Origin of the sequence: Pseudomonas sp. MPB03, from assembly GCF_046605385.1 — a bacterium.
In the GTDB taxonomy this organism is placed as follows: domain Bacteria; phylum Pseudomonadota; class Gammaproteobacteria; order Pseudomonadales; family Pseudomonadaceae; genus Aquipseudomonas; species Aquipseudomonas zanjanensis.
Genome location: NZ_CP176770.1, coordinates 598,220 through 619,619, shown reverse-complemented (window position 1 = coordinate 619,619; position 21,400 = coordinate 598,220). Strand labels below are relative to the sequence as shown.

The following is a 21,400-nucleotide window of genomic DNA, read 5'->3' as shown; positions in this document are numbered from 1 at the left end:
AAAAAATATCCAAGCAGCGATTCTGGAACGTTGGCAGCTGGAGAATCCGTGGAAGTGGAAAGAAAAGCATCTGAAATGGTTCTTGAACAGCTACCTTCGAAATCGGAAAACCGTAACTGTTTACTCTTACTATCTAACCAGCAGGTACATCGTGATGCGGATGGGTAGACCCTGGCGGTTGGATAACCCACGCCTAGGTATCTCAAGGAGAGCAGATACGTTGGAGGGTTAGCGCTCGTCTACCCATGTCGAATACAAAGCTCGACGGCAGCACGAAAAAATCGCATCATGGCCATACGACATCACTAAGAGCTACCGCAGCTCGCATAAGTGGCGACGAAAGTAGTTCGCCAACAGGGATTGAGAAATGGATTTTGAAGTTCTAATTGACAGTAGTTTTATTAATTTAAATATAGACCCTGAACTAATCCCAATAGAAAACAAACATGTACTTAGCATAATTAATGACTTTGAAGACGGTGATTGGCGTTACGAGAAATTTAGTAATTTCATCTGGGACAACATCGCACAAACCGCGCTATCTCATCAAGAACGTAAAAATCTTGAACACAAATCACAGTCAACCCTAAAGCGTGCAGCAGAGAACCTAAGACTTACAGATAAGGATCAAGATATAAGCAAGGGTAGTGAGTTAGCAGAAATTGTTCTATATGCCATCATGAAGCATAAATACAAAGCCCTACCTGTTGTTCCAAAAATATTCTATAAGCAAAATGCTCAAGACAATGCTAAGGGAGCGGATAGCGTCCATATTGTTCTGGAAGGGGACGACGATTTCTCTTTATGGTTTGGGGAAGCGAAATTCTTCAACAGTATTGAGGATTCAAGATTACCAAGCATTATTACCTCCGTAGGAAACTCATTAAAAACAGATAAGCTAAAAAAAGAAAACAGCATAATCACTAATATCGCGGACATTGATCACTTAGAAATAAATGATCAATTGAAGAAAAAAATAAAAGCTTCGCTATCACATCAAGCTTCAATTGATACCTTAAAACCGAAGATCAACATACCAATATTACTGCTACACGAGTGCAGCATCACAAATGCATCAACAGAGATCTCTGAAGACTACAAGGAAAAAATAATCGCATTCCACTCAGAGCGAGCAAACGCTTATTTCAAGAAGCAAATAAAGAGCCTGGCCAATATACACTTCTACGAAAAAATAAAATTTCACATAATTCTTTTCCCTGTGCCTGAGAAGGAGCCCATCATAGAGGCATTCGTAAGCGACGCGGAACATTATAAAAAACCGAAAAAAAAGCAGGGCTAAGAAATGGAAATCTTTGAAGAATGTGGAAGAATAAACAACCTGATCACCGAGGGTAATGAATTTTCAGCACGCAATGAACTTATAAAACTACTCGATTACTTCCAACGCCAGAAGCTAGAATATACTCCTCTTCTAAACAACCTAATTAGACAAACTGGCCTTTACCCCTACCTAGAACTTGGCAGCTCAATTTGGCAAGATAGGTATGTGCACGAATCTTTTAAGGTAGACACAGGAGCACCTGAGCTAGTCACCTTGCACCGTGAGCAATCATTACTTCTAAGCAAATTACTCTCGGGAAAAAGTGTGGCGGTAAGCGCACCAACAAGTTTCGGAAAGAGCTTTGTTATTGACTCTTTTATTTCAATAAAAAAGCCTAAAAACATTGCCATAATCGTTCCAACAATCGCTCTCACCGATGAGACAAGGCGTCGATTACAAAGAAAGTTCGGGCTTGACTATAAAATAATTACGACATCCGACCAAGAGCTTTCCGATCAAAACATATTCATATTCCCTCAAGAAAGATCAATATCTTACGTAGATAAAATTGATGTGTTAGATATGCTTGTCATCGATGAATTTTATAAAGCAAGCTCGGTTTTTGATAAAGAAAGATCTCCATCCTTGCTAAGGGCTATTTTGAAGCTAGGCGACAAGGCAACGCAGCGATATTTTTTAGCCCCAAACATAAACAAGTTGAAAGATAATATATTTACAAAGGGCATGGAGTTTTGCAGCCTTGATTTCAATACCGTTTTTCTAGAAAAACAAGATTTATATAAAGAAATAGGAAAAGACGAAACCAAAAAAAGCCAAGAGCTCCTACGAATACTGGACTCCACGACTGGCAAAACTTTAATCTACGCGGGCACCTATACAAATATTGAAAAATTATCCACCCTAATATTAAGTAATCGAAACAAACAAAACACTAAGCTACTTAGCAATTTCAGTAAATGGCTTGCTAAAAATTATGACCCCAACTGGGGACTCACCAACATGGTTCTACGGGGAACTGGAATTCATAATGGCCAGCTACACAGATCCCTAAGCCAAATCCAGATAAAACTTTTTGAAGAGCCGGATGCACTTCAAACCATAATTTCCACTTCATCAATTATAGAAGGAGTTAATACATCCGCCCAAAATGTAATATTATGGAGCAACTTAAGTGGAAAAGGCAGAGCGCGAATAACTGACTTCACCTATAAAAACATTATAGGCCGAGGTGGACGAATGCTTCGTCACTTTGTTGGGAAGATTTATATACTTGAAGAACCACCAAAAGAGACAGACAACTCACTAAATCTTGAAATCCCGGACGAACTAGTTTCCGACTTGGAAAGTAGAGTCGCCTCTGAAGAGCTGACTCCAGAACAAATCGCCAAAATCATTGCCTACCGAGAGGAAATGTCAGAACTCATTGGGGAGAAGAGCTATAAAGATATAAAAAACAACAGCATGCTTCAAAGTAGCAATTCGTTTCTTATTATGGATATCGTTAAAGACCTCAAAAATAATCCTGCCTCATGGAACGGACTCGGATACCTTAACTCTCAAAACCCAGAAAATTGGGAAAGATTATTATTCAAAGTCATTCGACTTCAGCCAGCAGGCTGGGGAACTGATTATACAAAAGTTGTTGAATTTGTAAAAATCCTGTCCCAAAACTGGACAAAAACGATCCCGGAACTATTACAACAGCTCAACGCCATTGATGTTGGAGTTGACGATTTTTTCAAATTAGAAAGGACTGTAACATTTAAACTTGCAGCTCTCTTCAATGACGTATCTATAATACAAAAAGAAATTCTCGGCGATAGCGCACAAGACATTTCACCATTTGTATCAAAACTAGCTCACGCATTCCTCCCGAAAGTCGTATATCAACTAGAGGAATATGGACTCCCACGAAACATCTCCAAGCAAATTCACCATGCGGGACTTATAGACTTCAACTCCGAAGAATTAAACATATACCAAGCGATTGATAAACTACAGGCCTTGAATACACAAGGACTCAACCACCTTATCGGCGAGTTGGATGAGTTCGACTTATATATTCTAGATTATTTTTTTGATGGCGTCGAAACACAGACTCGCAACAGCAAGCCTTGAAACAACATCGACTACTTCCAATGGGCTCCAGTACTTTTATAGTCATGGAGCCTAAAAACTTACGACTCCAATTTAACAACAGGCAAAGCCCTATTCGCCCCACCCCCATCATAACTGGAGAACATAACCCTATCCCCGATTTTCAGCGGTGCACCATAGACACTATCGTTATGATAGAACACATTTCCCAATGGTGAAGATATAAACCCGTACGAACTGTACAAAATATTATTGATCGTACCATTGTGTCTTGGAGAAGATGTGTAACACAGCTCACTACAACTCAACACTAAGTCATCAGCGGTAGGTCTTTGCTGTGGATCTTTTTTCAAACAAGACAACGCCAAGTTCATAACCTCGCTACCAAGTGGTGCGAATTGAGCTTTATTCGTTATAAACTCCGGAATTCCAGGAAGGACAGCAGCAATAATTTGGGGAACTGCCTTTAAACCCTGTCCGAACGGATACTGCCCGGACAGCAAATGATACATCATTGCACCAATTGACCAGATATCGGAGGCTTTCGATACATCCTTAGGGCTTTCTATTGCCTCAGGAGCCATATACGGCAGTGCACCGACAGCAGTCTGTGAGCTAGTCATGCTAGTATCCCCACCCTCGACCGCTTCAGCCAATTCCTCTTCAGCCATCTTCGCAATACCGAAGTCAGTGACTTTCAGCTCGTTCAAAGAGTAATCGCCTACTACCATGATATTTGTCGGCTTCAAATCTCGATGAATGACACCAGCATGATGTGCTGCGGCTACACCTTTGGCTAGATGATGAAAAACTTTTGCGGCCAAATATGGATCTAAGAACTTAGCATCCTTTAGCAAGGCTGCCTTCAGATCCTTACCTTCAATTAGCTCTTCAATTAAAAACCGGCGATCCCCTTCCCGTACGTAGTCAAGTGTCTTCGCTACATTGGGATGATTCACCTTCGCAGCAACCACTGCGCTTCGGCGAAAACGTTTTTGTGCTGACTTATTCTTAGGAGTTTTCAGAGCGACAATTCTCCCAGTCAATAAATCCTTCGCAACATAAACGAACTGCATCCCTCCCTCATCCAAATAACGCTCTACCTCATATCGCGTTCCAATAACATCACCCGCAGCCAACGGACCGCTCATAGAACTATCTCCGGATGTGAAAGATCGAACGTTATGTATCGGCGTCTATTACCATGTGCAGGAGCACCCAATGCGACAACACATGCGCCAGGGAGTACGTATCCAACAACCGCACGGCGGTTATTCACAAAAACATCCCCGCTCATGCTTATAACTGAAAAATTCAGTCCATCGTAGCTGATCTCAACTTCTCCCATTGTAGGCAACTTTAGTGAAACGGAACGAGACGAATGGTCCAGGTAGGAAGCTTGATTCCCAAAGACTACAAGTGCCTTGTGCCTACCTGACAACAAGTACTTCCCGATCAGGTCTCGAACAGCCGCCATTGCAGGTCGTTGAGCAGGGTCAGGATTTAGACAGGCATTTAAGATCTGTACTAACTCAACAGGCAGGTTAAAATTGTTATTTTGAAAATTATCTTGCGGGAACGAAGGAGGCTGCGCAGTAAGTTCGGCAGGCAGCCCCCTTTTAGCCATAAACAAGGCTGTAGCACCGAATGCGAAGGTATCGACGGCGGCGGTGAAATTTACATGTTGCGCATAAAGTTCCGGTGCAGCAAACCCACGCGTTCCTACAAATCCAACTGTGGAAGCCTCATCTCCATCAGGTCGAGAAAGCCCAAAATCAAATATTTTAAGAACGCCCTCTCCATCGACCTTCATATTATTCGGCTTTATATCGCGATGAATTATTCCAAGCTTGTGAATATCCGCGATACCCGAAGAAATTTGCCATATGAGCTTTAGGTAATCTTTAGTATTTTCAGGAAACATTGTGGCATCAAACAAGTCTCTGCCATCTATGAATTCTTGAACTATCGCTAGGTCTTCCCTACTCTCAGCAAGCGCAAAAACGTCGTAGACTTGAACCACATGCTTAGACCGTAACGTGAGTAGTGCAGATATTTCGTCTCTTACACGCCGTTGATTTCCATCACCGGGCATTACCTTAATGGCGACTATTCGTTCCAAGATAAGGTCACGACAAACGTACACATGGGCCATCCCTCCAGAAAAGGAATCCCCCCCCATTTCATATCGGCCTGCCAATACCATGACTGAATCCTGTCAGTTAATTTTGTTTGGGAAGTCAATTAGTAACTGTGGAATTTTCTTCGAGGCCTTTGGCTTAGCAGAGGTTTTTTTTGTAGATACAGGCTTATTTCTTTGATGCTCGTTGTTATTTTTTACGTGTGCGTATTCAGCGCTGGTCGAAGCACTACTATCAGGTACTGTTTCCGATACAACGGCTCTTTTTATACGAGGTCTCGAATATTGTTGCCTAGGCAATATTTCCTGCTTAGGAGTGGAATTTGACTCGGACATACTAGCGTCATTCAAATGGATTTGAATCTCGCCAAACCCGTCCCAAACCTCAATGAAGTCGTATGGCATTTTTGGATTAAGGTCTAAAACCTCATTTAGTGACAGTATCGCAACAGTTGCGTTGTCGGGTCCGCCACACCACTTCGCCAAGTCTAAAAATCGCTTCGCACAAACGCCTGGATCGGCAGCATTTATAAAGATAGCTTCCAATAGCTTCGGCGTAGGAGCTACGTAGTGGATACCATCCGTTGTTAAAATAATCGTTTGGACATATTCAGTATTAATCTGCGAAACATGTACTTCAAGATCATCGCCCATCCCGATGAACTGCAGAAGCTTCGATTGCTCTGCTGCTACATTTGTATTTTTTCCAAGTTGGCCTGCGATAGTGTCATCTATGGAAGCCTGATGGAGCTCCTTATTAGACACTTCATAAACACGACTATCCCCAACACTCATCCAAAAAGCATCTCGGTTTGGCCGCAACACAACGGCGACCATCGTTGAGCCGCCATCCCCATGAAAGTGGCTATAAACTGACCTGTTAGATACATTTGCAGCTTCACGAAGCCAATTCTCAGGATTAGTAGATGTCGAACGCGCTTTCTCATGCAGGGCAGCTAAAAAAGAACCTACAGCTATAGAAGCGCAAGCACCTCCATTTCGCATACCGCCAATCCCATCAGCAACGACAGCGACTATGAAATCGTGCCCCTCACGATCCCAACCATGCGCAAGAATAGCTCGGTCTTGGTTCTCGGTTCGAACATTCCCTATGTCACTAGCCACCGAAGCCGCAAGTGCTGCCACTCGACGAACTCCACCTGTAGGGGTTTTACGCGACAGCCAATTGGTCAGCTGTTGCTGGAGGAAGAGGTTGTTGGAACTCATATCGATCTTTTCTGCATACTGACAATCCTGCGTGATGTGGCTATGTGCCGGCAAACCAAAAGGCATCAAATGCTGAAAGGAGATACTACACGACACTGGCAGCTCACCACGGTTAACTGCTAATGGCTTTATAGCATCAATTCGAAGCAGGTGCCGCTCACCACACGGACAAAAATGAGGTTCTATTAGCGCGAATTCGGCATAAAAACCTGACTACGACATCTAGCATGAGGGCAGCCTGCATTCTAAGGATACAAATAGAGGTAGAAAAAATTCTACCTACGAAATTTTCCTTTATTTTCAGATACAAAGACATGGATTCGACTCTTGGTGCCGCACCATACAAAACGAAGCCCTCGCAGAAATGCGAGGGCTTTGTTGTTTCTGGGGTGTTCACTTTTCATCCGCCCCTCTGAAAAACCTGTGGGAGCGAGCTTGCTCGCGATGAGGCCGTCAAACCCATCGACAATCTTTCGGCCAGGACAACCGGCAACCTTTCCAAAACCAGCTCAACCAAACAGCATCTTTTGCCAGTAATCCTCACCCACAATGGCAATCGAAGCACCCGCCTCCCAATGTCCGGGTACAAAAATGCCCCCGACAGCGACGTTGTGGGGCTTGTCATCAGCGATCAGCCACTGGGCCTAGGCTGCTTCCACTGAAAGCGAGAGTCGGCGCCCGAGTTGCTCCAAAGCGCGCTCGACGCTCTCAATTTTGGAGTGGTGCAAAAAGTCGACCAGACGATCTACTTGAGGCCTTTGTACGTCCAGGCGGCGCGCCAGCTCGGCTTTGCTCATTCCAGACTCCAGAAGCGCATTCCACAGCCCAACCTTGGCTGCAGTTAGAGCAGGCAGGCGGAGCAGGAAATGGTCTGTCTTCCCATCTGATTTACCGTCGGGAATTGCCCGACGTTCATCGACGTAGATGGACAGTGCTGTCTCGATCGCATCAAGGGCACCGTCCAAGGCTTCTGCGAGATTATCGCCAGCGGCGTGCATTTCCGGAATTTCCGCGCACGACAGCCAGACGCAGCCTGGCTCCTCGTGAATTTCCAACGCATATTCAAACATGCCGCTTCTCCTCTGCCTCAACTACCGGTACAGCTAGGCCTCAATCCTTCACCCATTTCCTTGGCTCCATGGTCGGGAAACACAGTTGACCTGCCATTCAAGGAACCTGAGGTGACTGCCCTTCCTGGGTTGAAACTCAACCCCTTGGGCTTTCAACCATCGCCGAAACTCGCTGTATTTCATGTGCATCCTTCGCCGTTTCGGTGGAGCACACCGTGCAACAAAAAAGATGCGCTCGCAACATTTATGTTGCGCTTCGATTTGCCGGGCGATGCCCATCAGTCTCCCTTTTGGTGCCGTGGAATAAGCCTTCATATGCGCCAAGCGGGCTAAGAGGCAACAATGTCCGATGGCCCCAATGACCATCGGACATCGAGATCACCGACGAGGAATGAAATAGGCCACGTTACCGATCGTCATCAACCAAATATGGGTTGAACTGTCGACCGGGGTATCGTTACCAAACAAGATCATGGTTTTCATGAGTTGAACTCCAGCCAGGAGGAGTGGACCTCAGCCGAAAATGGCCGAGGTTGTTCCTGACTAAGAGTATTTATAGGGGGGCGCAAAAAAAATGGATTATTTTGATCACCTTTTCGATGATCGCACCGACCGCCGAACTCAACCACCTAATCGCTCAGCCGCTTTCCGATAAACCTGATCTCGTTCACATTTGTCGACGGCCACGACAAACACCACGACCTCCTGATCAATCACCTGATAAAACAACCGATAACCGCTGCTTTGCAGCTTAATCTTGTAGCAATCAGGAAAGGCATGCAGTCGGTTTGCTTCGATACGCGGATTGGCCAGGATCGTAGTGGGCTTCTTTTTTGAGCTGCTCACGGACGGGATTCCCTAGCTTTTGCCATTCCTTTAGTGCCCGTGCATCGAATTCGAGGCTATAGGTCGTCTAGCGAAACCTTAACCCGCCGCGGAGCTGCGAGTCGCTCGCGCACCGTTGCGATCAAGGCTTCATCGTCTTCGGTCGTCAGGACGGGCTTGAACGGTAACTGGCCGCGCTCCGCTACGTACTGCAAGGCTTGGCGCATCAGCTCAGAAGGGGTCACGCCGAGTTTTTCCAGTTCGCGGTATGCACGCGCCTTTAGGTCGTCGTCGATACGGACGTTGATGGAAGCCATAAGATGGCCCTCACTGTAATGACATTGGTCTTTACAGTGAAAGAAAAGCTTGCTTCCGGCAAGCCCAGAACTCACCCATGTTCCTGCTCCAGCGCCGAGCACGCATCGCTACCTAAACCTCACCCGCCAGCATCGCGCCACGATTGCACCCTACCCAATCGCCCGCTACCCTCCAACCGTCGCTGCCAATTCAGCGACCGGGCCTGAGAACCCGAGTAAGATGCAGGCGCTACAGCGCCCGAACCACGTTTTGCGGCGTTTTTTTATGTCCGCATTCCGTGCAATGGCGGCTGTGCGTGGGAGACCTTCGGGTCTGCCGGGTTCCTGTATCTCCGGTTTCTCAGCCTGCGCACAGCTGCCACCCATTCGCCTGAGAACGAACGTGGCAGCTCTCATTTGATATGGGAGTTTATCGATGCATGCCATGGATCTGCTGCAGCCTCGCTTTATCGCTTTGCTAGTCACCGCCCGCCGCCAGTTGACAAATGGAGGAGCGCAATGACCCATCCCAGAGACCTCAAAACCCCAGGCCTAACCCCCTTCTGCTACCACTCCGACCGCCCGCTCTTCCGCGTCAACAGCGGCATCCCCATCGGCGAAGCCCTGTCCCACGCCTCCGACCTGCTCCACGTTGCCAAGGTCCTGGCCGAGGACGCGGCGATGATTCGCAGTACGGATCGGTATGCCTGGGCGTCGTGTTATTTGCAGGATATGAGCAAGGCCGTCATCGATGATGTGGTGAAGGTGCTTGAGGCGCCAGGGAGCAATCCGGCCTAAGGGCTGCCACTGCAATGCTGCTCTGAGAGGGCAGCATTGAATTTTATTTGCGGGAGCGGATGAGGGAAGGGCTGTTTCAGCCCAGCGGGAGCAAGCTCTCTCGCCACAGGAAGCAAATTCCTACGAGATTTTCAGAAGCAAAGTTTCAGGTGGTGTGATCAGCGGTCAGTATGCTGAATGTCACTTTCCCATTCGGGATGCCCGTCACAAGACGCTTGAAATGTCCGCTATTAAGGACATACTCAGGGCTCTCTAGCAAAAAGTCCGTTATGGTGGACATCATGCTCATTCTCAATCCTTCAGCTCTCGGCGAAAGAATACGTTCGCTGCGCCGTGCCAAAGGCTACAGCCAACAACGTCTCGCTGAAAAAGCCCACTGCAATCGCAAGACGATCATCGACCTCGAAGCCGGTGAAAACGTGGCCATGTACACCGTGTTTCGGGTCGTGTCTGCATTGGGAATGGCACTGGAAATCGTCGACAAACGCATTGATCTCAAATCCCTGGCAGATCTGGTGGAACATGATGAGTAGGGTCAAGTTGCTCAATGTCATGACACCACAAGGCTATAGCGGCGACTTGTCCAAAGGTTCGCAGTTCTCGTTTGCGTATGCCAGTGCCGAGGCGCCTCGGGAGGTTTCGCTGGTCATGCCCTATGACCCTACGCCTTCAGTTAGCAATGTCCTTCATCCTATATTCGACATGAATGTGCCTGAGGGTTTTCTGGCGGACCAGATCAAGCGTCGGATGGCCAGGCATATGCAGGTCGATGATATGCGCCTGCTGTCGATAATAGGCGGCAATCAAATCGGGCGACTCAGCTATCTAAATCCTGTCGAGGCTTCGGTGCCTGTTCTTGCTCAGGTCGGACTGCAGGACATTCTGTCGGCGGACATTTCACAAAGCGTTTTTGATTTTCTGGTCGATACGTATTTCGAGTCGGGTATTTCGGGTGTGCAGCCCAAGGTGCTCGTGCCTGACTTGGACAAGCTGACGGGTGATCGAAAAACCATGCTCAGCTCCGATCTGATCGTTAAATCCGGTGCTGAGGAGTATGCCCATCTGGCGCAAAACGAATTCCTTTGCCTGGAGGCGGCACGCCTGGCAGGGCTTGAAACGCCGCCATTCTGGCTCTCGGAAAACGGCGAGTTGTTTGTTATGGAGAGGTTCGACCTGACCCCTTCCGGACGGCTGGGGTTCGAAGACATGGCGGTATTGCTCGGCCTGCATAAAGACCCCCACGACAATTACAAATACTCCCAAAGCTACGAAATTCTTGCCGCAGTAGTGGAACAGGTATGCCGTCATGCTGAACCGCTTCGCGAGTTGGAGCGCTTTTTTTCTTCGGTGTGCCTCTCGGTGATGGTGCGCAACGGCGACGCCCATCTAAAAAACTTTGGTGTTATCTATACGCATCCAGACGCACTGGAAAGCGTGCGATTGGCGCCGGTTTTTGATGTCACCACCACCACGGTTTATGAACACTACAACCCCAAGTCTGGCCGTTCGCTGGTAGACCGCACATTGGCGATCAAGATGAACAAGGTAAAAACTTATCCTGATCGCAAGCAATTGATCGAGTTCGGTCGTAAGCATTGCAAAGTCGATAAGCCCGCCTTGATCATCGAACGAATCGCCGATGCGATGAGCCAGGCGCTGGCAAGCAGCGGGTATCGAATCGATGGAGGGTTGCTGGAGGGTATGCGAGGAGAGTGGGACGCGGGCCGGTTTGCCGCACTTTATGACTCGGCACCGTTGCGCTTCAGGGAGAAGCCATTGGCGCAAAAATGAACTCGGCTTATGGTTGCAAGGATCTTGAGCGTGCCGGCCCCCGTCGCAAGGGGAGCCTGCTCCCGCTCGGAGGCGAATCCGCCGTAAAACCGGTGCGTGCGATAGAGCTGGTAAAAGGAACGGGCTACCTATATCGCAGCCCAGCGCAAGCAAGCTCCCTCGCCACGGGCTCATCTAATCATTTCCCCCGCCGATAGCCTCGAATAAGGGCATTGCCTGTTCCAAGGCTCCGCTTGCGCTCGACTACACTTCCCAGAATTCCCCCGCTCCAAGGAGCAGTAAGCGATGAAAATCCGCACCAAGGTCATAGGCTCGGGGTTGGTCAGTCTTTCTTTTGCGCTGCTGCTTGGCGGTATCGGGTTATGGGGTTATCACTCCATGACCGAGGCCCTGGTGCAGAACGAGACCAGTATCTCGGCCATGCGCAAGCACATGGAGGCGGACATGATGCACGACGCCATTCGTGCCGATGTGCTCGCCGCCCTGCTGGTGAAGCCGGGGGATGCCCAGGGGGCGAAGGAAGTGTTGGAGGCGTTCGATGAGCATACGCAGCGGATGCGCAAGGTCATCGCCGAAAACGCCGAGGCGAAGTTGCCGGGGGATGTCGCCAAGGCGATTGTCGAGCTCAAGCCACAGGTCGAGACCTACATCGATAAAGCCAAGCAAATCATTGGCAAGGCCTTGGGCGGTGCCCAGGACGGCCATGCGTTGCGGGCGGAGTTCGACGGGGCGTTTTCGGCGCTGGAGGAGCGCAACGAAGCGGTGAGCGAGCTGATCGAAAACCAGGCGCAGTCATCGCGTGAGCATCAGGACCACAGCATTCAGACTTCGGAGCGCTGGCTGATCGCGACGTTGCTGGCCACTTGCGTGGCGCTGGCGCTGTTGTCGTGGAGCCTGCTCAAGGCGGTGCTGACGCCGCTGAACAAGATCATCCTCAATACCCAGGCGATTTCCCAAGGGGATTTGCAGCGCTCGATGGGGGCCCAAAGCAAGGATGAGTTGGGTCAGTTGCAGGGCGTGATCGAGCAGATGCAGTCCAATCTGCGGCAGATGATCGCCACGATCCGCAGCCAGAGCGATGAATTGCACGGCACCTCCCAGAATTTGGGTAATACGGCGCGGGAGATTGTGTCCAGCGCCGATCAACAGGCCCAGAGCGCCACCAGCATGGCCGCGAGCATGGAGCAGATGATGGCGAACATCAGCCAGATCCATCAGCACGCCGACAGCGCCCGGACGATTTCGGCGCAGTCCGAGCATTTGGCGAGCAGCGGTGGCCAGGTGATCCTCGGGGTGGTGGAAGGCATGAACCGGATCGCCGAGGTGGTCAACCAGTCGTCCAGCAAGATCACGGCGCTGGACGCCTCATCCGAAGACATTCATTCGATTATCCAGGTGATCAAGAGCATCGCCGAACAGACCAACTTACTGGCCCTCAACGCTGCCATCGAAGCCGCCCGCGCCGGTGAGGCGGGGCGTGGTTTTGCGGTGGTGGCCGATGAGGTGCGCAACCTCGCGGCGCGCACGACGCAGTCCACCCAGGAAATCACTGCGATGATCGAGCGCATCCAGTCCAGCGCCCGGGACGCGGTGGCGAACATGCAGGCCTGCGTCAGCCGTGTGGACGAAGGCGTCAACCTGGCCCAACAGGCCGGGGTGTCCATCAGCGAAATCCGCACCGGCGCCCGGCATGCGGCCGAAGTGGTGGAGGAAATTTCCCAGACCATCGCCGAGCAGTCCAAAGCCAGTGATGAAATGGCCCAGCGTGTGGAGTCGATTGCCGAGCAGTCCCGTGAAAACACCCGCTCCATTCACAATCTGACGCAAACGGCGGATCAATTGAACGATGCGGCGGGGTCGATGCAGGCTTCGGTGCAGCAGTTCAAGATTTGATCAATAGACGCTCTTGTGGCGAGGGAGCTTGCTCCCGTGGGCTGCATAGCAGCCTCTGCTTTCAATAATCGCGAATTATTGGAAATTATGGCTGGGCAATAATTATTGCCCAGCCATAAAACACCCTAAAAGCCTGACTCACACCTGACTCACCTCAAACACAAACGAAATCTCCCGCTTCTGGGCACTCCAGACATACCGAATATGCTTGCCCTGCACCGGAATCGAAACCGCCGGCGGGCGAAACGCGGCCACGCATTCGTGGCCGGGCAATCGGACGCTGTTGTACAGCAGCCCCCACGACAGGGTTTCACGCAGTTGTCGGGCGAACACTTGAGATGGACCGTAGGCGGTAGGGTCCGGGTCGTGGAGGTGGGGATAATCGTGGCGGATGTCGTGCAAGGGTTTGACGACCTTGTTGACGTAGGTGCGCATGGTCAACTCGAGATCGGGCTCGTTGGTCGCGCCGAGGAATCGTGCCTGGTGGTAGCAGGTTTCGGCAATGGCCGCTTCCTGGCTGCTGGCGGCGTAATAGACGCCGAAGGTGCCGTCGCTGAAGCGGCTGCTCTTGCCGATGTGAGTAAACGCCGCCATCACCGGCGAGGAACCGGGCCCGGAAATACGGTCCTCGGGGCGTACCCGGGACAGCACCCCAGCCTGTTCCATCAGCCGATCGTTGGTCAACGCTTCCAGTGCGTAGGCGGTGGGCAGGTCTTCGGGGTCAAGTACGTCTTCAAACAGCGAAATCGGCGGGAAGCTGCTGTTGACGATCCGATAGGCCCGTTTCCATTGCGGGTCCGCCAGTGGTGGCAGCATCAGCCGCGCACTCCGTCGAGGTATCGTCGCACATCAGCGATGTCCACCACCCGACCGGTCAACATGTAGGACAGCGCCGATTGGCCGTTGAACGGTGCAGCAGTGTTGGGGCTGCTGACCCACTGATAGGCACGGTCCCGGCTGTTGCTGAAGATGATGCTCAGCGCCTTGTGAATACCCATGAGGTAGGAAATGCGCTCCAGCGTATCGCGAGGCAGCCTCACGTTTTCCGGCAATTGCTTGTACTTGTAGAAGGTCGTGTTGCCCACCTTGCCCAACAAAGTACGCTGCTGCTCGACGCTGCAACCCCAGAGCGCCATGAGGTTGAAGAAAAACTTCAACGCGACTCGACCCGCGTCCGGGGAATCCAATTGCTGCTGTGCGTTGAGGGTGATGGAGGAAGTCGCCATGGGTTTGGGCTCCTTTGTAGCGGGGTGGTGCTTAGAGGATAGTACAGATATGGATTATTTTTAAGTTTTTATTCATAAGTGAATCACAAAGATCCCCTATTTGAACAATTCGGCATGACTTCCCAAGTCAACAAACGTAACCAGGTTCGGGCGCGAATGCTCATAAATCAACAGAAAGTCACCGCCAATATGGCACTCTCGAAATCCAACCCAGTGACCAGTCAAGGCATGATCCATGTATTCGCTCGGTAGCTGCTCACCCAAAAAAAGCATGACCATCACATGACGCACTTCATTCATATCACGCCGCCCTGCCCGTTTGTAACGCTCCCAGGATTTTTTGAATTCAGACGTATATGCACATTGCTTCGGCAATTCAGCGCGCTTTTGCTTTTCTCCCGGTTTCGCCATCAGCCTCTCTCAGCATGTCGTCTATCGAGTTGAATCGTTGACGGATATCCCGTGCCTCAGTCATGGCCCGGGCGGTCTTGTCCGAAGGCACTCGTATTTCGAATGGAAGCCCCTGAGTCTCAACAACCTGGCGCAGGAAAAGACGCATCGCGTCGCTAACACTCAATCCGCAGGCGTTCAAAACCTCGGTGGCACGAGCCTTCAAGTCCTCATCAATGCGGCAACGCACGTCGGTGGTTTTTAATAATGCACCCATGAAATAAACCTCATCGCTAAATTTGTAGCTACATTGGCGCTACCTCAAAAACATTGTGGTGAGACTGCCGCCATGGGTCAACGTCAGGTGGATAAGCGGCCTTGCATGGATAACAGCAGGTTTGGCATCGCCTGTATTAAGGGGTGTATTTCAACCTGAGTTTCCAAGGACGGATATCAGAGCGATCAGCCATGATGTTGGGAGTGTTCCGAGACTCACGCAGGATTTTTCGCAAGACAGTCCACCTTTGACCCTGCTAACTGATCCCGGCCAGCAACGACTGGGCAAAACCTCCAAATCCCGCATAAGCTCCAACCATCGCCTCCCGGCGCTTTTCGGCACAAAATCGCGACAAGCGTGGCAAGGTGCATGATGATAGCCAGCATGACCCCTGGCCTGACCCAGGTGCACAACAATAGCGAGCCCACTTAAGCAGAGGGCATTACCTCATGGATAGCAGAACCCTACGCAACCTCATGCGTATCGTGCAGACCGGCTCGTTGTCGGCAGCGGCCGAGCATTCGTGCCTCACGGTGCAGGCATTGGCGGCGCAGTTGAACAAGGTCGAGGAGCAGTTCGGTTTCCGGTTGTTCCGGCGTTCGAACAAAGGCCTGACGTTGACGAGCCAGGGCTCGGAACTGACGCCCTTCATGGACCAGGTGCTGGTTGCCACCCGACAATTGGAAGAAAAAGTCGCAGCGCTCAAGACGCCGCGACAGCGCACGCTCAAAGTGGCGCTCAATACCACCCTGCCAGCGGAGTTCAACCGGCGGATGATCGATCGGTTGATCGCTGTATTCCCCCAGTATCAGCTGGAATTCAGCTATGCCGAGTCGATGGAGAACCTGAGCAAGCTCAAGAACGAGGATTTTGACCTGGCGATCCTGATCGGGCAGCAACAGGGCGGTTTTACCAGCATCACCATGCCGGATGTGCAGGTGCGCGTGGTCGGTGCCCATTGTGGCGACGAAGACGACTCCCTTGGTTTGCTCGGCGACAAGTTTCAGGTGCGTCCGGCAGAAGAATGTCCGTATTCCCACAGTTTCCTGCGCTTTCTCGACGCCGGCCTGGGTGAATACGGGTCGAGCCAGCGCATGGTGTATTCCTGCAGTGAGACGCTGACGCTGTCGTTGATCACGCAGCTCGATGGCCTGGGGCTGGTGTCCCGGGAAGCGGCGCTGCGCAACGGCCTGGCGATTTTTCCGGACTTCGAGGACTTTCTTGAAGTCCGCCTGGCGGTGAACAATGCGGAGTTGTCTGGCCAGGCGCTGCACGATGTGGTGGACCTGACGCTACAGGAGCGAGCCGAGCGCGATGTACGCCGCCGTGCCCAGCGCCACACTGAGAAACAGGTTGCGGCTGAAATACGCACATAACAGCGTCGGAATCGCGGCATAAAACTCAGGGCGATCGAGTTGTATCTGCTGGTCCTTGATCAACAATGGCGTCAGGCTGATGGCAGCGACGATCGCCACGGGCAGGTATTCCAAGGCACGGGCGACGAAGGGCGGCCAGTGGTCGGTATTGATCTGCAGCGGCAGGGCGCGCGGCAGGAAGGTCACGGCCATCATCAGGACCACGACCAGGATCAGGAACGTTTGGTCAGGCATACGCCTACCCCGCAGCCAACGAACGTGGCAATGAAGACATTGAACGGCGAGCTGCCCAGCAGGCTCAGCCCGCCCATGCAGACGACAGCCGCCAGGGCCGCGATCAGTTTGTTGCGGGTGTCGCATAACGAAACCAGCACATAGAGCATCATCGCCGTCAGGGCATAGTCGAGCTGGTATTTGATGAGGTGCGCCGCATATTGCGCACACACTGCGCCCAGCAAGCCACCGAGCACCCAGGATGTATGGCAGAACAGGTTGAAGCCGACCAGGTAGCGCACGCTCACCGGCGCCCCGCTGCCGAGCTTGACGCTGTGGAACGCGAACGACTCGTCCGTCAGCCCCGCCGCGTAGCACCAGCGTTCGAAGCGACTGAGCCCCAGCGCGCGCAGGGCCTTGGCCATGTAGACCGACATCAGCATGTGGCGGGCATTGATCAGGAACGTGGTGAGCACGATGGTGGTCAGCGAGGCACCGCTGGAAATCAACGCCAGCGCTGCGAATTGCGAAGCGCCCGCGTAGACGAACAGGCACATCGCCACCGGCAACCACAGGGGCAGCCCGGCGTTGACCGCCATCAGACCGAACACAAACGAAACCGTGAAATAACCCGCTACCACCGGACTGGCTTCAGCAAAGGTACGCGAGGCTTGTGGTTCGACCGCCAGCGGCTGGCTGGAAGTCTTGTTCATAAATCCCTCTCGAAGGTGATTTCACCCCGAGGTTCACAGAACCCCTGGGCGGCCCAGAAACGCTTGCCGGCCAGATTAGCATCGTCGACGAAAAGGAACATGCGCAGCACGCCCACCCGCTTCATGTCTGCCGATGCCGCTTCGACCAGGCGCTGGCCCAGGCCTTTGGTGCGATGCTGCGGGCTGACCGCCAGGTGATTGATCGTGCCGCGGGTGCCGAGCATGCCGCCGATCACAGCGCCCACCACTTCACCGCTCGCATCGATAGCCAGGTACGCGGTGGTGGTGTCCTGCAACAACACACCGCGCAAGAATCGGGCATCCTGCCATTCGCAGAACGACACTTCGTCGAAACCGCGAAAGAACCGCTCCAGCCGCTCGGCGTCCCGGACCATGGCCCGACGCAACAGGACTTGCTGCGTCAGGTCGTCCATGGGTTCGAGCCGTTCAGCGAACAATGTCGAAAGCGGTCCCGGGCCGCGAGAACGAAATGGCGAGGATCTGCCGGTACGCCATGTCATGGCTATGGGTGTTGCGCGCCGGGGTTACGTAATGGCGCATGTCGCGATCCAGGAAAAACGTGGTGTCGAGAATGTCCTCGTAGGTCGTCGCCGCCAGCTGTTCTTCCTGGGCGGTGTACAAGCGGCTTTCCGCCCCCGCCACATTCTGACGGCCCCAGAAGTGCACGCCGCTGAACGGATAACCGTCGCAGTGAATCCCTTCAGGGGTGATTTCCAGCTGTTTGCCCGGCTTGATCTCGATGCGGATCTGATGGATCTGGCACTGCCAGATTTCATCATGCAGTTCCTGCGGCAGGACGTTCTTGTACACCTCGAAGTCCGTGTCGATCAGGCTGCGCATCACCGGCGAGTTGATCACTTCGTTGGAGAAATCCTCGAAGTGCCGCTCCAGTCCGCCGACATAGCTGTTGTTGGCCTTGGACTGAACGTAGGCCCGGTGTTCGAGCTGCGTGAGCTCACGGGTCGTGGGGTTGTATTCGAAGTCGCTGTAGCGGCGAAAACGCATGCCTGACTCGGCCTGGCCGTAATAACTGTCGGGCTCCATGTTTTCCCAGCTTTTGGTCAGCCGGACAAAGTCGCCGAAATGACCGTAGAGGTTGAAGTCCCCACCGCGAACGTTGACGTATTTGTCACGTCTCAGCGCTTCGCCCACTTCCCTGTTCAGAACGATCATTTTTCATAGGTCTCCACTGCGTTGAGCGGCCTAATCTAGTAGGTGCAGGATTTACGTCCATGAGAAAGTATTTGAGGCATTTCAAGCGGCGCTTGAAATGGCGGGCAACGTTACATAAAGACGACTTTTTCTCGGGAAAACAGGCGATTCCAGCGGCTTTTCTTGGGCTAAAAGCCAAAAGAACCCGAGCTTGGCGTCGACATGCTGTTCACTTCAGGCAGGCATGAATCAACTGTGGCGAGGGAGCTTGCTCCCTCGCCACGGCTATCGACTTACAACCTGATCAGGCCTCAGAAGACGCTGATCGGATAATCCACGAACACCCGCAGCTCATTGCCGCTGACGTTGTACTCGCTGGATTTCTGCGACACCCGCAACACAGAGCTGCGCAACCTGACACTCAAGTCCTTGGCCGGGCCGTTCTGGACCACGTACTTGAACTGGTTGAAGATCTCGCGCTCGGTCCCGCCTTCGCTGGTGGACGTGGTGATGTTATCGCCACGTACATAAGCGACGTTATAGGTCAGGCCCGGTACGCCGAAGGTGCTGAAGTCCAGGCCGTAGCCCAACTGCCAGCTGCGCTCATCTTCAGCGTTGAAGTCGGACCAGTAGGAGTTGGCCAGGTAGATCGTGTTGCCGCCATCACCCACACGGTTCTGCTCGCGCTGATAGCCGCCGTAGGCGTAGCCCAGGTTACTGTCGCCGGTGCTGCGCTGGTGGGCGAGCGTGAAGCTGTGCGGGCCAGTGGCGAAAGTAGCGGCCAGGCTCCAGATCTTGTTGTCGTCGCCGGTGACGTTGTTTTCACGAACGTAGCTGTCGTCCAGCTTGGTGCGATAACCGTTGAAGTCCAGGGTCAGGGATTGATCCTTGGCCAGTGGGAACACGTAGTTGGCGTTTACGTATTGCTTCTTCAATACGTCTTCGACATCCGAGGCGTAGAGCGATGCCTTGAACTGCTCGGTGAACTGATAGCTGCCGCCCAACACGTTGATCGACTTCAGGCCACCGCTGTCATGGCCTTCGGCGCTCTTGCGCGATTCGGCGGTGAAACGACCGGCGTTCAGTTCCAGCCCCTTGATCTCCTTGGAGGTGATCAGCGTGCCGGTGTAGCTTTCCGGCAGCAGGCGCGAATTGTCATAGCTCAGCACTGGCAGGGCCGGCATCTGGTCACCGTAGGCCAGTACGGTATTGGAAACGCGGAACTTGACCGCCGCACCGAACTTGGACAAGTCATCGGCCGCGCTGCCGCTGTCGCCTTGCTTGAAGAAATCGATGCCTTGCGCACCGCTACGCCCCTTGCCGCCATCCAGACGCAACGCGTACAGGCCAAAGGCATCGACACCCACGCCCACCGTGCCTTGGGTGAAACCGGACGAGAACGTACCGATGGCCGCCTGGCCCCATTCGGCCTTGTCCTCTCTGCCGTCCTTGTAGTCGCGGTTGATATAAGCGTTGCGCAACAGCACTTTCAAGCTGCTGTCTTCAACGAACCCCTTTGACTCCGCCTGGTCATTGGCCATGGCGTGTGTCGTGCTCAAGATCCCCAGTGCGATCAAACTAATGCGCTTGTTCAACATGATTATTTTCCTTGTACGGGTTGATACGCACTGCGGCGAGCAGCCGAAATGGCGCTTTGCGCTCTTTTTCGGACTCTTGCTCCTGGAAATAATGAAAAGGCCCGCCCACGTCTGATCGTGTCGGGCCTTTTTATTATTTAAGAGTCATGGCTGTCAGCCACAGGCGTAGGGCGAATCCTAGTCGCGCCCTCAAGAGCGTGTCAATTTCGTGAATCGTCTTTAATTAGGCAAAAAATGTCTAAGAACAATCAAAACGAACAACCATCCAGACCGCAAGTGGCTGATGGCGCAGAGGCCTGCTCCGGCAGTGCTTGCTTCAACCATTGGGCGAATGCCTCGGGCTTGCCCAGCCAGGGACCGATGTCGATCAGCGTGAACTGGCCGTCCTGCTCCAGAGCCAAGGTTGGAAAGCCCTGGCCGCCAACCTGGGCGAGCAAGGCGCGACTGGCCTTGATATGCCCTTGCACATCAGCCACGCGGAACGCCGCCAGGAACGCCTGGGCCGGCAGGCCGATGGATTGAGCGAGCGCCAGCAGGACGGTTTCGTCTGCAATGCGCCGCCCTTCGACGTAGTGTGCGGTTTGCAGCCGTCCTAGCAGTTCCAGGCCATGGCCGCCGAGCTGTTCGGCCGCAAGGACGGCGGCGGTCGGCGGCGCCGAATCGAACACCGCGCTGTGGTCGCGCAGCAAACCGTCGAAATAGGCCTCGCCAAAGGGCTGCCCGGAGTATTCGGCGATGCGCCGGTCGTGGGGCATCACATAATTGCGCAGTTGTGGCGAGACCTGCTGGCGATTGGTACCGGTCATCATGCCGCCGCCATGGGCGATCACTGGCAATACAGCCTGCGCCGCCTGCACCAGCGGTTTGGCGCCGTAGCACCAACCGCACAGCGGGTCGTAGAGGTAATGGAGAGTGGTCATGGAAAACTCCGCTAGCCATGGGGATTCGAAGGCAGCAGGGTAGCCTCGCGAGCGCTGCGGAAAAACGCCGGAAC

22 protein-coding genes and 2 pseudogenes are annotated in these 21,400 nt (G+C 52.5%); 7 read left to right on the top strand and 17 right to left on the bottom strand.

Features of this window, described 5'->3' with window-relative positions:
- Positions 1-367 precede the first annotated feature (367 nt).
- Together ACLH0I_RS02625 and ACLH0I_RS02620 are read left to right on the top strand one after the other, a co-directional pair.
- Positions 368-1,300, top strand: coding sequence for a DUF1837 domain-containing protein (locus ACLH0I_RS02625; RefSeq protein WP_223524228.1), 933 nt, complete (start codon positions 368-370; stop codon positions 1,298-1,300).
- Between the two features lie 3 nt (positions 1,301-1,303).
- Positions 1,304-3,421 carry a DEAD/DEAH box helicase gene (locus ACLH0I_RS02620; protein ID WP_411386225.1) on the top strand — a complete coding sequence of 706 codons (2,118 nt, stop codon included), beginning with the start codon at positions 1,304-1,306 and terminating at the stop codon, positions 3,419-3,421.
- 59 nt (positions 3,422-3,480) lie between these two features.
- Here the strand turns inward: ACLH0I_RS02620 and ACLH0I_RS02615 are convergent, their stop codons facing one another.
- The 7 genes and pseudogenes from ACLH0I_RS02615 to ACLH0I_RS02585 all read right to left on the bottom strand — a co-directional run bounded on the left by ACLH0I_RS02615 (position 3,481) and on the right by ACLH0I_RS02585 (position 8,979).
- Complete coding sequence (locus ACLH0I_RS02615; RefSeq protein WP_223524222.1) at positions 3,481-4,551, bottom strand: serine/threonine-protein kinase; 1,071 nt, start codon at positions 4,549-4,551, stop codon at positions 3,481-3,483.
- A complete protein-coding gene (locus ACLH0I_RS02610) occupies positions 4,548-5,606 on the bottom strand; it encodes a serine/threonine-protein kinase (protein WP_223524219.1) in 1,059 nt (352 codons plus the stop codon). The genes ACLH0I_RS02615 and ACLH0I_RS02610 overlap by 4 nt, the downstream gene beginning before the upstream one ends.
- Before the next feature lie 12 nt (positions 5,607-5,618).
- Entirely contained in the window at positions 5,619-6,767 is a 1,149-nt protein-coding gene (locus tag ACLH0I_RS02605; RefSeq protein WP_411386224.1) for a PP2C family protein-serine/threonine phosphatase, read from the bottom strand.
- A gap of 644 nt (positions 6,768-7,411) precedes the next feature.
- Positions 7,412-7,837 (bottom strand): type II toxin-antitoxin system HicB family antitoxin, encoded by a 426-nt coding sequence (locus ACLH0I_RS02600; RefSeq protein WP_411386223.1) that lies wholly within the window; start codon positions 7,835-7,837, stop codon positions 7,412-7,414.
- A 17-nt stretch (positions 7,838-7,854) separates the two neighbouring features.
- Positions 7,855-8,020 (bottom strand): annotated as a pseudogene (locus tag ACLH0I_RS02595) (type II toxin-antitoxin system HicA family toxin).
- A 438-nt stretch (positions 8,021-8,458) separates the two neighbouring features.
- Positions 8,459-8,747 (bottom strand): annotated as a pseudogene (locus tag ACLH0I_RS02590) (type II toxin-antitoxin system RelE family toxin); the annotation flags it as partial.
- On the bottom strand, positions 8,740-8,979 hold the full coding sequence (locus ACLH0I_RS02585; RefSeq protein WP_411386222.1) for a type II toxin-antitoxin system RelB/DinJ family antitoxin: 240 nt from the start codon (positions 8,977-8,979) through the stop codon (positions 8,740-8,742). The gene ACLH0I_RS02585 and the pseudogene ACLH0I_RS02590, both read right to left, overlap by 8 nt.
- Positions 8,980-9,477: 498 nt before the next feature.
- Between ACLH0I_RS02585 and ACLH0I_RS02580 the strand changes: the two genes are divergently transcribed.
- The 4 genes from ACLH0I_RS02580 to ACLH0I_RS02565 all read left to right on the top strand — a co-directional run bounded on the left by ACLH0I_RS02580 (position 9,478) and on the right by ACLH0I_RS02565 (position 13,440).
- Positions 9,478-9,756 carry a DUF3077 domain-containing protein gene (locus ACLH0I_RS02580; RefSeq protein ID WP_411386221.1) on the top strand — a complete coding sequence of 93 codons (279 nt, stop codon included), beginning with the start codon at positions 9,478-9,480 and terminating at the stop codon, positions 9,754-9,756.
- A gap of 281 nt (positions 9,757-10,037) precedes the next feature.
- A complete protein-coding gene (locus ACLH0I_RS02575; RefSeq protein ID WP_250961871.1) occupies positions 10,038-10,289 on the top strand; it encodes a helix-turn-helix transcriptional regulator in 252 nt (83 codons plus the stop codon).
- Positions 10,282-11,547, top strand: a complete 1,266-nt coding sequence (locus tag ACLH0I_RS02570; protein ID WP_411386220.1) for a type II toxin-antitoxin system HipA family toxin — start codon at positions 10,282-10,284, stop codon at positions 11,545-11,547. Before ACLH0I_RS02575 ends, ACLH0I_RS02570 begins: the two co-directional genes overlap by 8 nt.
- Before the next feature lie 285 nt (positions 11,548-11,832).
- Positions 11,833-13,440: a methyl-accepting chemotaxis protein gene (locus ACLH0I_RS02565; protein WP_411386219.1), complete on the top strand. Its 1,608-nt coding sequence runs from the start codon at positions 11,833-11,835 to the stop codon at positions 13,438-13,440.
- Between the two features lie 138 nt (positions 13,441-13,578).
- Here the strand turns inward: ACLH0I_RS02565 and ACLH0I_RS02560 are convergent, their stop codons facing one another.
- The 4 genes from ACLH0I_RS02560 to ACLH0I_RS02545 form a co-directional block, all read right to left on the bottom strand.
- A complete protein-coding gene (locus ACLH0I_RS02560) occupies positions 13,579-14,256 on the bottom strand; it encodes an RES family NAD+ phosphorylase (RefSeq protein WP_411386218.1) in 678 nt (225 codons plus the stop codon).
- Positions 14,256-14,666 carry an MbcA/ParS/Xre antitoxin family protein gene (locus tag ACLH0I_RS02555; protein ID WP_060739641.1) on the bottom strand — a complete coding sequence of 137 codons (411 nt, stop codon included), beginning with the start codon at positions 14,664-14,666 and terminating at the stop codon, positions 14,256-14,258. The genes ACLH0I_RS02560 and ACLH0I_RS02555 overlap by 1 nt, the downstream gene beginning before the upstream one ends.
- Before the next feature lie 96 nt (positions 14,667-14,762).
- On the bottom strand, positions 14,763-15,077 hold the full coding sequence (locus ACLH0I_RS02550; protein WP_411386217.1) for a type II toxin-antitoxin system YafQ family toxin: 315 nt from the start codon (positions 15,075-15,077) through the stop codon (positions 14,763-14,765).
- Positions 15,043-15,333, bottom strand: coding sequence for a type II toxin-antitoxin system RelB/DinJ family antitoxin (locus ACLH0I_RS02545; protein ID WP_411386216.1), 291 nt, complete (start codon positions 15,331-15,333; stop codon positions 15,043-15,045). Before ACLH0I_RS02545 ends, ACLH0I_RS02550 begins: the two co-directional genes overlap by 35 nt.
- A 449-nt stretch (positions 15,334-15,782) precedes the next feature.
- On the opposite strand from ACLH0I_RS02545, the gene ACLH0I_RS02540 reads away from it, so the two are divergent.
- A complete protein-coding gene (locus tag ACLH0I_RS02540; protein ID WP_411386215.1) occupies positions 15,783-16,709 on the top strand; it encodes a LysR family transcriptional regulator in 927 nt (308 codons plus the stop codon).
- On the opposite strand, the gene ACLH0I_RS02535 is transcribed toward ACLH0I_RS02540, so the two are convergent.
- The 6 genes from ACLH0I_RS02535 to ACLH0I_RS02510 all read right to left on the bottom strand — a co-directional run bounded on the left by ACLH0I_RS02535 (position 16,626) and on the right by ACLH0I_RS02510 (position 21,326).
- Positions 16,626-16,943: an AzlD domain-containing protein gene (locus ACLH0I_RS02535; protein WP_122565219.1), complete on the bottom strand. Its 318-nt coding sequence runs from the start codon at positions 16,941-16,943 to the stop codon at positions 16,626-16,628. The two genes, ACLH0I_RS02540 and ACLH0I_RS02535, sit on opposite strands and share 84 nt — an antisense overlap.
- A complete protein-coding gene (locus tag ACLH0I_RS02530; protein ID WP_053117411.1) occupies positions 16,922-17,635 on the bottom strand; it encodes an AzlC family ABC transporter permease in 714 nt (237 codons plus the stop codon). Before ACLH0I_RS02530 ends, ACLH0I_RS02535 begins: the two co-directional genes overlap by 22 nt.
- The gene (locus ACLH0I_RS02525; protein WP_186707274.1) at positions 17,632-18,069 is read right to left on the bottom strand and encodes a GNAT family N-acetyltransferase; all 438 of its coding nucleotides are present in this window, start codon (positions 18,067-18,069) and stop codon (positions 17,632-17,634) included. Before ACLH0I_RS02525 ends, ACLH0I_RS02530 begins: the two co-directional genes overlap by 4 nt.
- A gap of 13 nt (positions 18,070-18,082) precedes the next feature.
- Positions 18,083-18,829: a 2OG-Fe dioxygenase family protein gene (locus tag ACLH0I_RS02520; RefSeq protein ID WP_250961866.1), complete on the bottom strand. Its 747-nt coding sequence runs from the start codon at positions 18,827-18,829 to the stop codon at positions 18,083-18,085.
- Between the two features lie 290 nt (positions 18,830-19,119).
- A complete protein-coding gene (locus tag ACLH0I_RS02515; RefSeq protein ID WP_250961865.1) occupies positions 19,120-20,406 on the bottom strand; it encodes an OprD family porin in 1,287 nt (428 codons plus the stop codon).
- 248 nt (positions 20,407-20,654) lie between these two features.
- Positions 20,655-21,326: a DsbA family protein gene (locus ACLH0I_RS02510; RefSeq protein ID WP_250961864.1), complete on the bottom strand. Its 672-nt coding sequence runs from the start codon at positions 21,324-21,326 to the stop codon at positions 20,655-20,657.
- Positions 21,327-21,400: the final 74 nt, after the last annotated feature.

Excerpts from the sequence above, each read along its gene's own strand:
- ACLH0I_RS02625 (WP_223524228.1), top strand. The coding sequence starts at position 368 with ATGGATTTTGAAGTTCTAATTGACAGTAGTTTTATTAATTTAAATATA.
- ACLH0I_RS02620 (WP_411386225.1), top strand. The coding sequence starts at position 1,304 with ATGGAAATCTTTGAAGAATGTGGAAGAATAAACAACCTGATCACCGAG.
- ACLH0I_RS02615 (WP_223524222.1), bottom strand. The coding sequence starts at position 4,551 with ATGAGCGGTCCGTTGGCTGCGGGTGATGTTATTGGAACGCGATATGAG.
- ACLH0I_RS02610 (WP_223524219.1), bottom strand. The coding sequence starts at position 5,606 with ATGGTATTGGCAGGCCGATATGAAATGGGGGGGGATTCCTTTTCTGGA.
- ACLH0I_RS02605 (WP_411386224.1), bottom strand. The coding sequence starts at position 6,767 with ATGAGTTCCAACAACCTCTTCCTCCAGCAACAGCTGACCAATTGGCTG.
- ACLH0I_RS02600 (WP_411386223.1), bottom strand. The coding sequence starts at position 7,837 with ATGTTTGAATATGCGTTGGAAATTCACGAGGAGCCAGGCTGCGTCTGG.
- ACLH0I_RS02585 (WP_411386222.1), bottom strand. The coding sequence starts at position 8,979 with ATGGCTTCCATCAACGTCCGTATCGACGACGACCTAAAGGCGCGTGCA.
- ACLH0I_RS02580 (WP_411386221.1), top strand. The coding sequence starts at position 9,478 with ATGACCCATCCCAGAGACCTCAAAACCCCAGGCCTAACCCCCTTCTGC.
- ACLH0I_RS02575 (WP_250961871.1), top strand. The coding sequence starts at position 10,038 with ATGCTCATTCTCAATCCTTCAGCTCTCGGCGAAAGAATACGTTCGCTG.
- ACLH0I_RS02570 (WP_411386220.1), top strand. The coding sequence starts at position 10,282 with ATGAGTAGGGTCAAGTTGCTCAATGTCATGACACCACAAGGCTATAGC.
- ACLH0I_RS02565 (WP_411386219.1), top strand. The coding sequence starts at position 11,833 with ATGAAAATCCGCACCAAGGTCATAGGCTCGGGGTTGGTCAGTCTTTCT.
- ACLH0I_RS02560 (WP_411386218.1), bottom strand. The coding sequence starts at position 14,256 with ATGCTGCCACCACTGGCGGACCCGCAATGGAAACGGGCCTATCGGATC.
- ACLH0I_RS02555 (WP_060739641.1), bottom strand. The coding sequence starts at position 14,666 with ATGGCGACTTCCTCCATCACCCTCAACGCACAGCAGCAATTGGATTCC.
- ACLH0I_RS02550 (WP_411386217.1), bottom strand. The coding sequence starts at position 15,077 with ATGGCGAAACCGGGAGAAAAGCAAAAGCGCGCTGAATTGCCGAAGCAA.
- ACLH0I_RS02545 (WP_411386216.1), bottom strand. The coding sequence starts at position 15,333 with ATGGGTGCATTATTAAAAACCACCGACGTGCGTTGCCGCATTGATGAG.
- ACLH0I_RS02540 (WP_411386215.1), top strand. The coding sequence starts at position 15,783 with ATGGATAGCAGAACCCTACGCAACCTCATGCGTATCGTGCAGACCGGC.
- ACLH0I_RS02535 (WP_122565219.1), bottom strand. The coding sequence starts at position 16,943 with ATGCCTGACCAAACGTTCCTGATCCTGGTCGTGGTCCTGATGATGGCC.
- ACLH0I_RS02530 (WP_053117411.1), bottom strand. The coding sequence starts at position 17,635 with ATGAACAAGACTTCCAGCCAGCCGCTGGCGGTCGAACCACAAGCCTCG.
- ACLH0I_RS02525 (WP_186707274.1), bottom strand. The coding sequence starts at position 18,069 with ATGGACGACCTGACGCAGCAAGTCCTGTTGCGTCGGGCCATGGTCCGG.
- ACLH0I_RS02520 (WP_250961866.1), bottom strand. The coding sequence starts at position 18,829 with ATGATCGTTCTGAACAGGGAAGTGGGCGAAGCGCTGAGACGTGACAAA.
- ACLH0I_RS02515 (WP_250961865.1), bottom strand. The coding sequence starts at position 20,406 with ATGTTGAACAAGCGCATTAGTTTGATCGCACTGGGGATCTTGAGCACG.
- ACLH0I_RS02510 (WP_250961864.1), bottom strand. The coding sequence starts at position 21,326 with ATGACCACTCTCCATTACCTCTACGACCCGCTGTGCGGTTGGTGCTAC.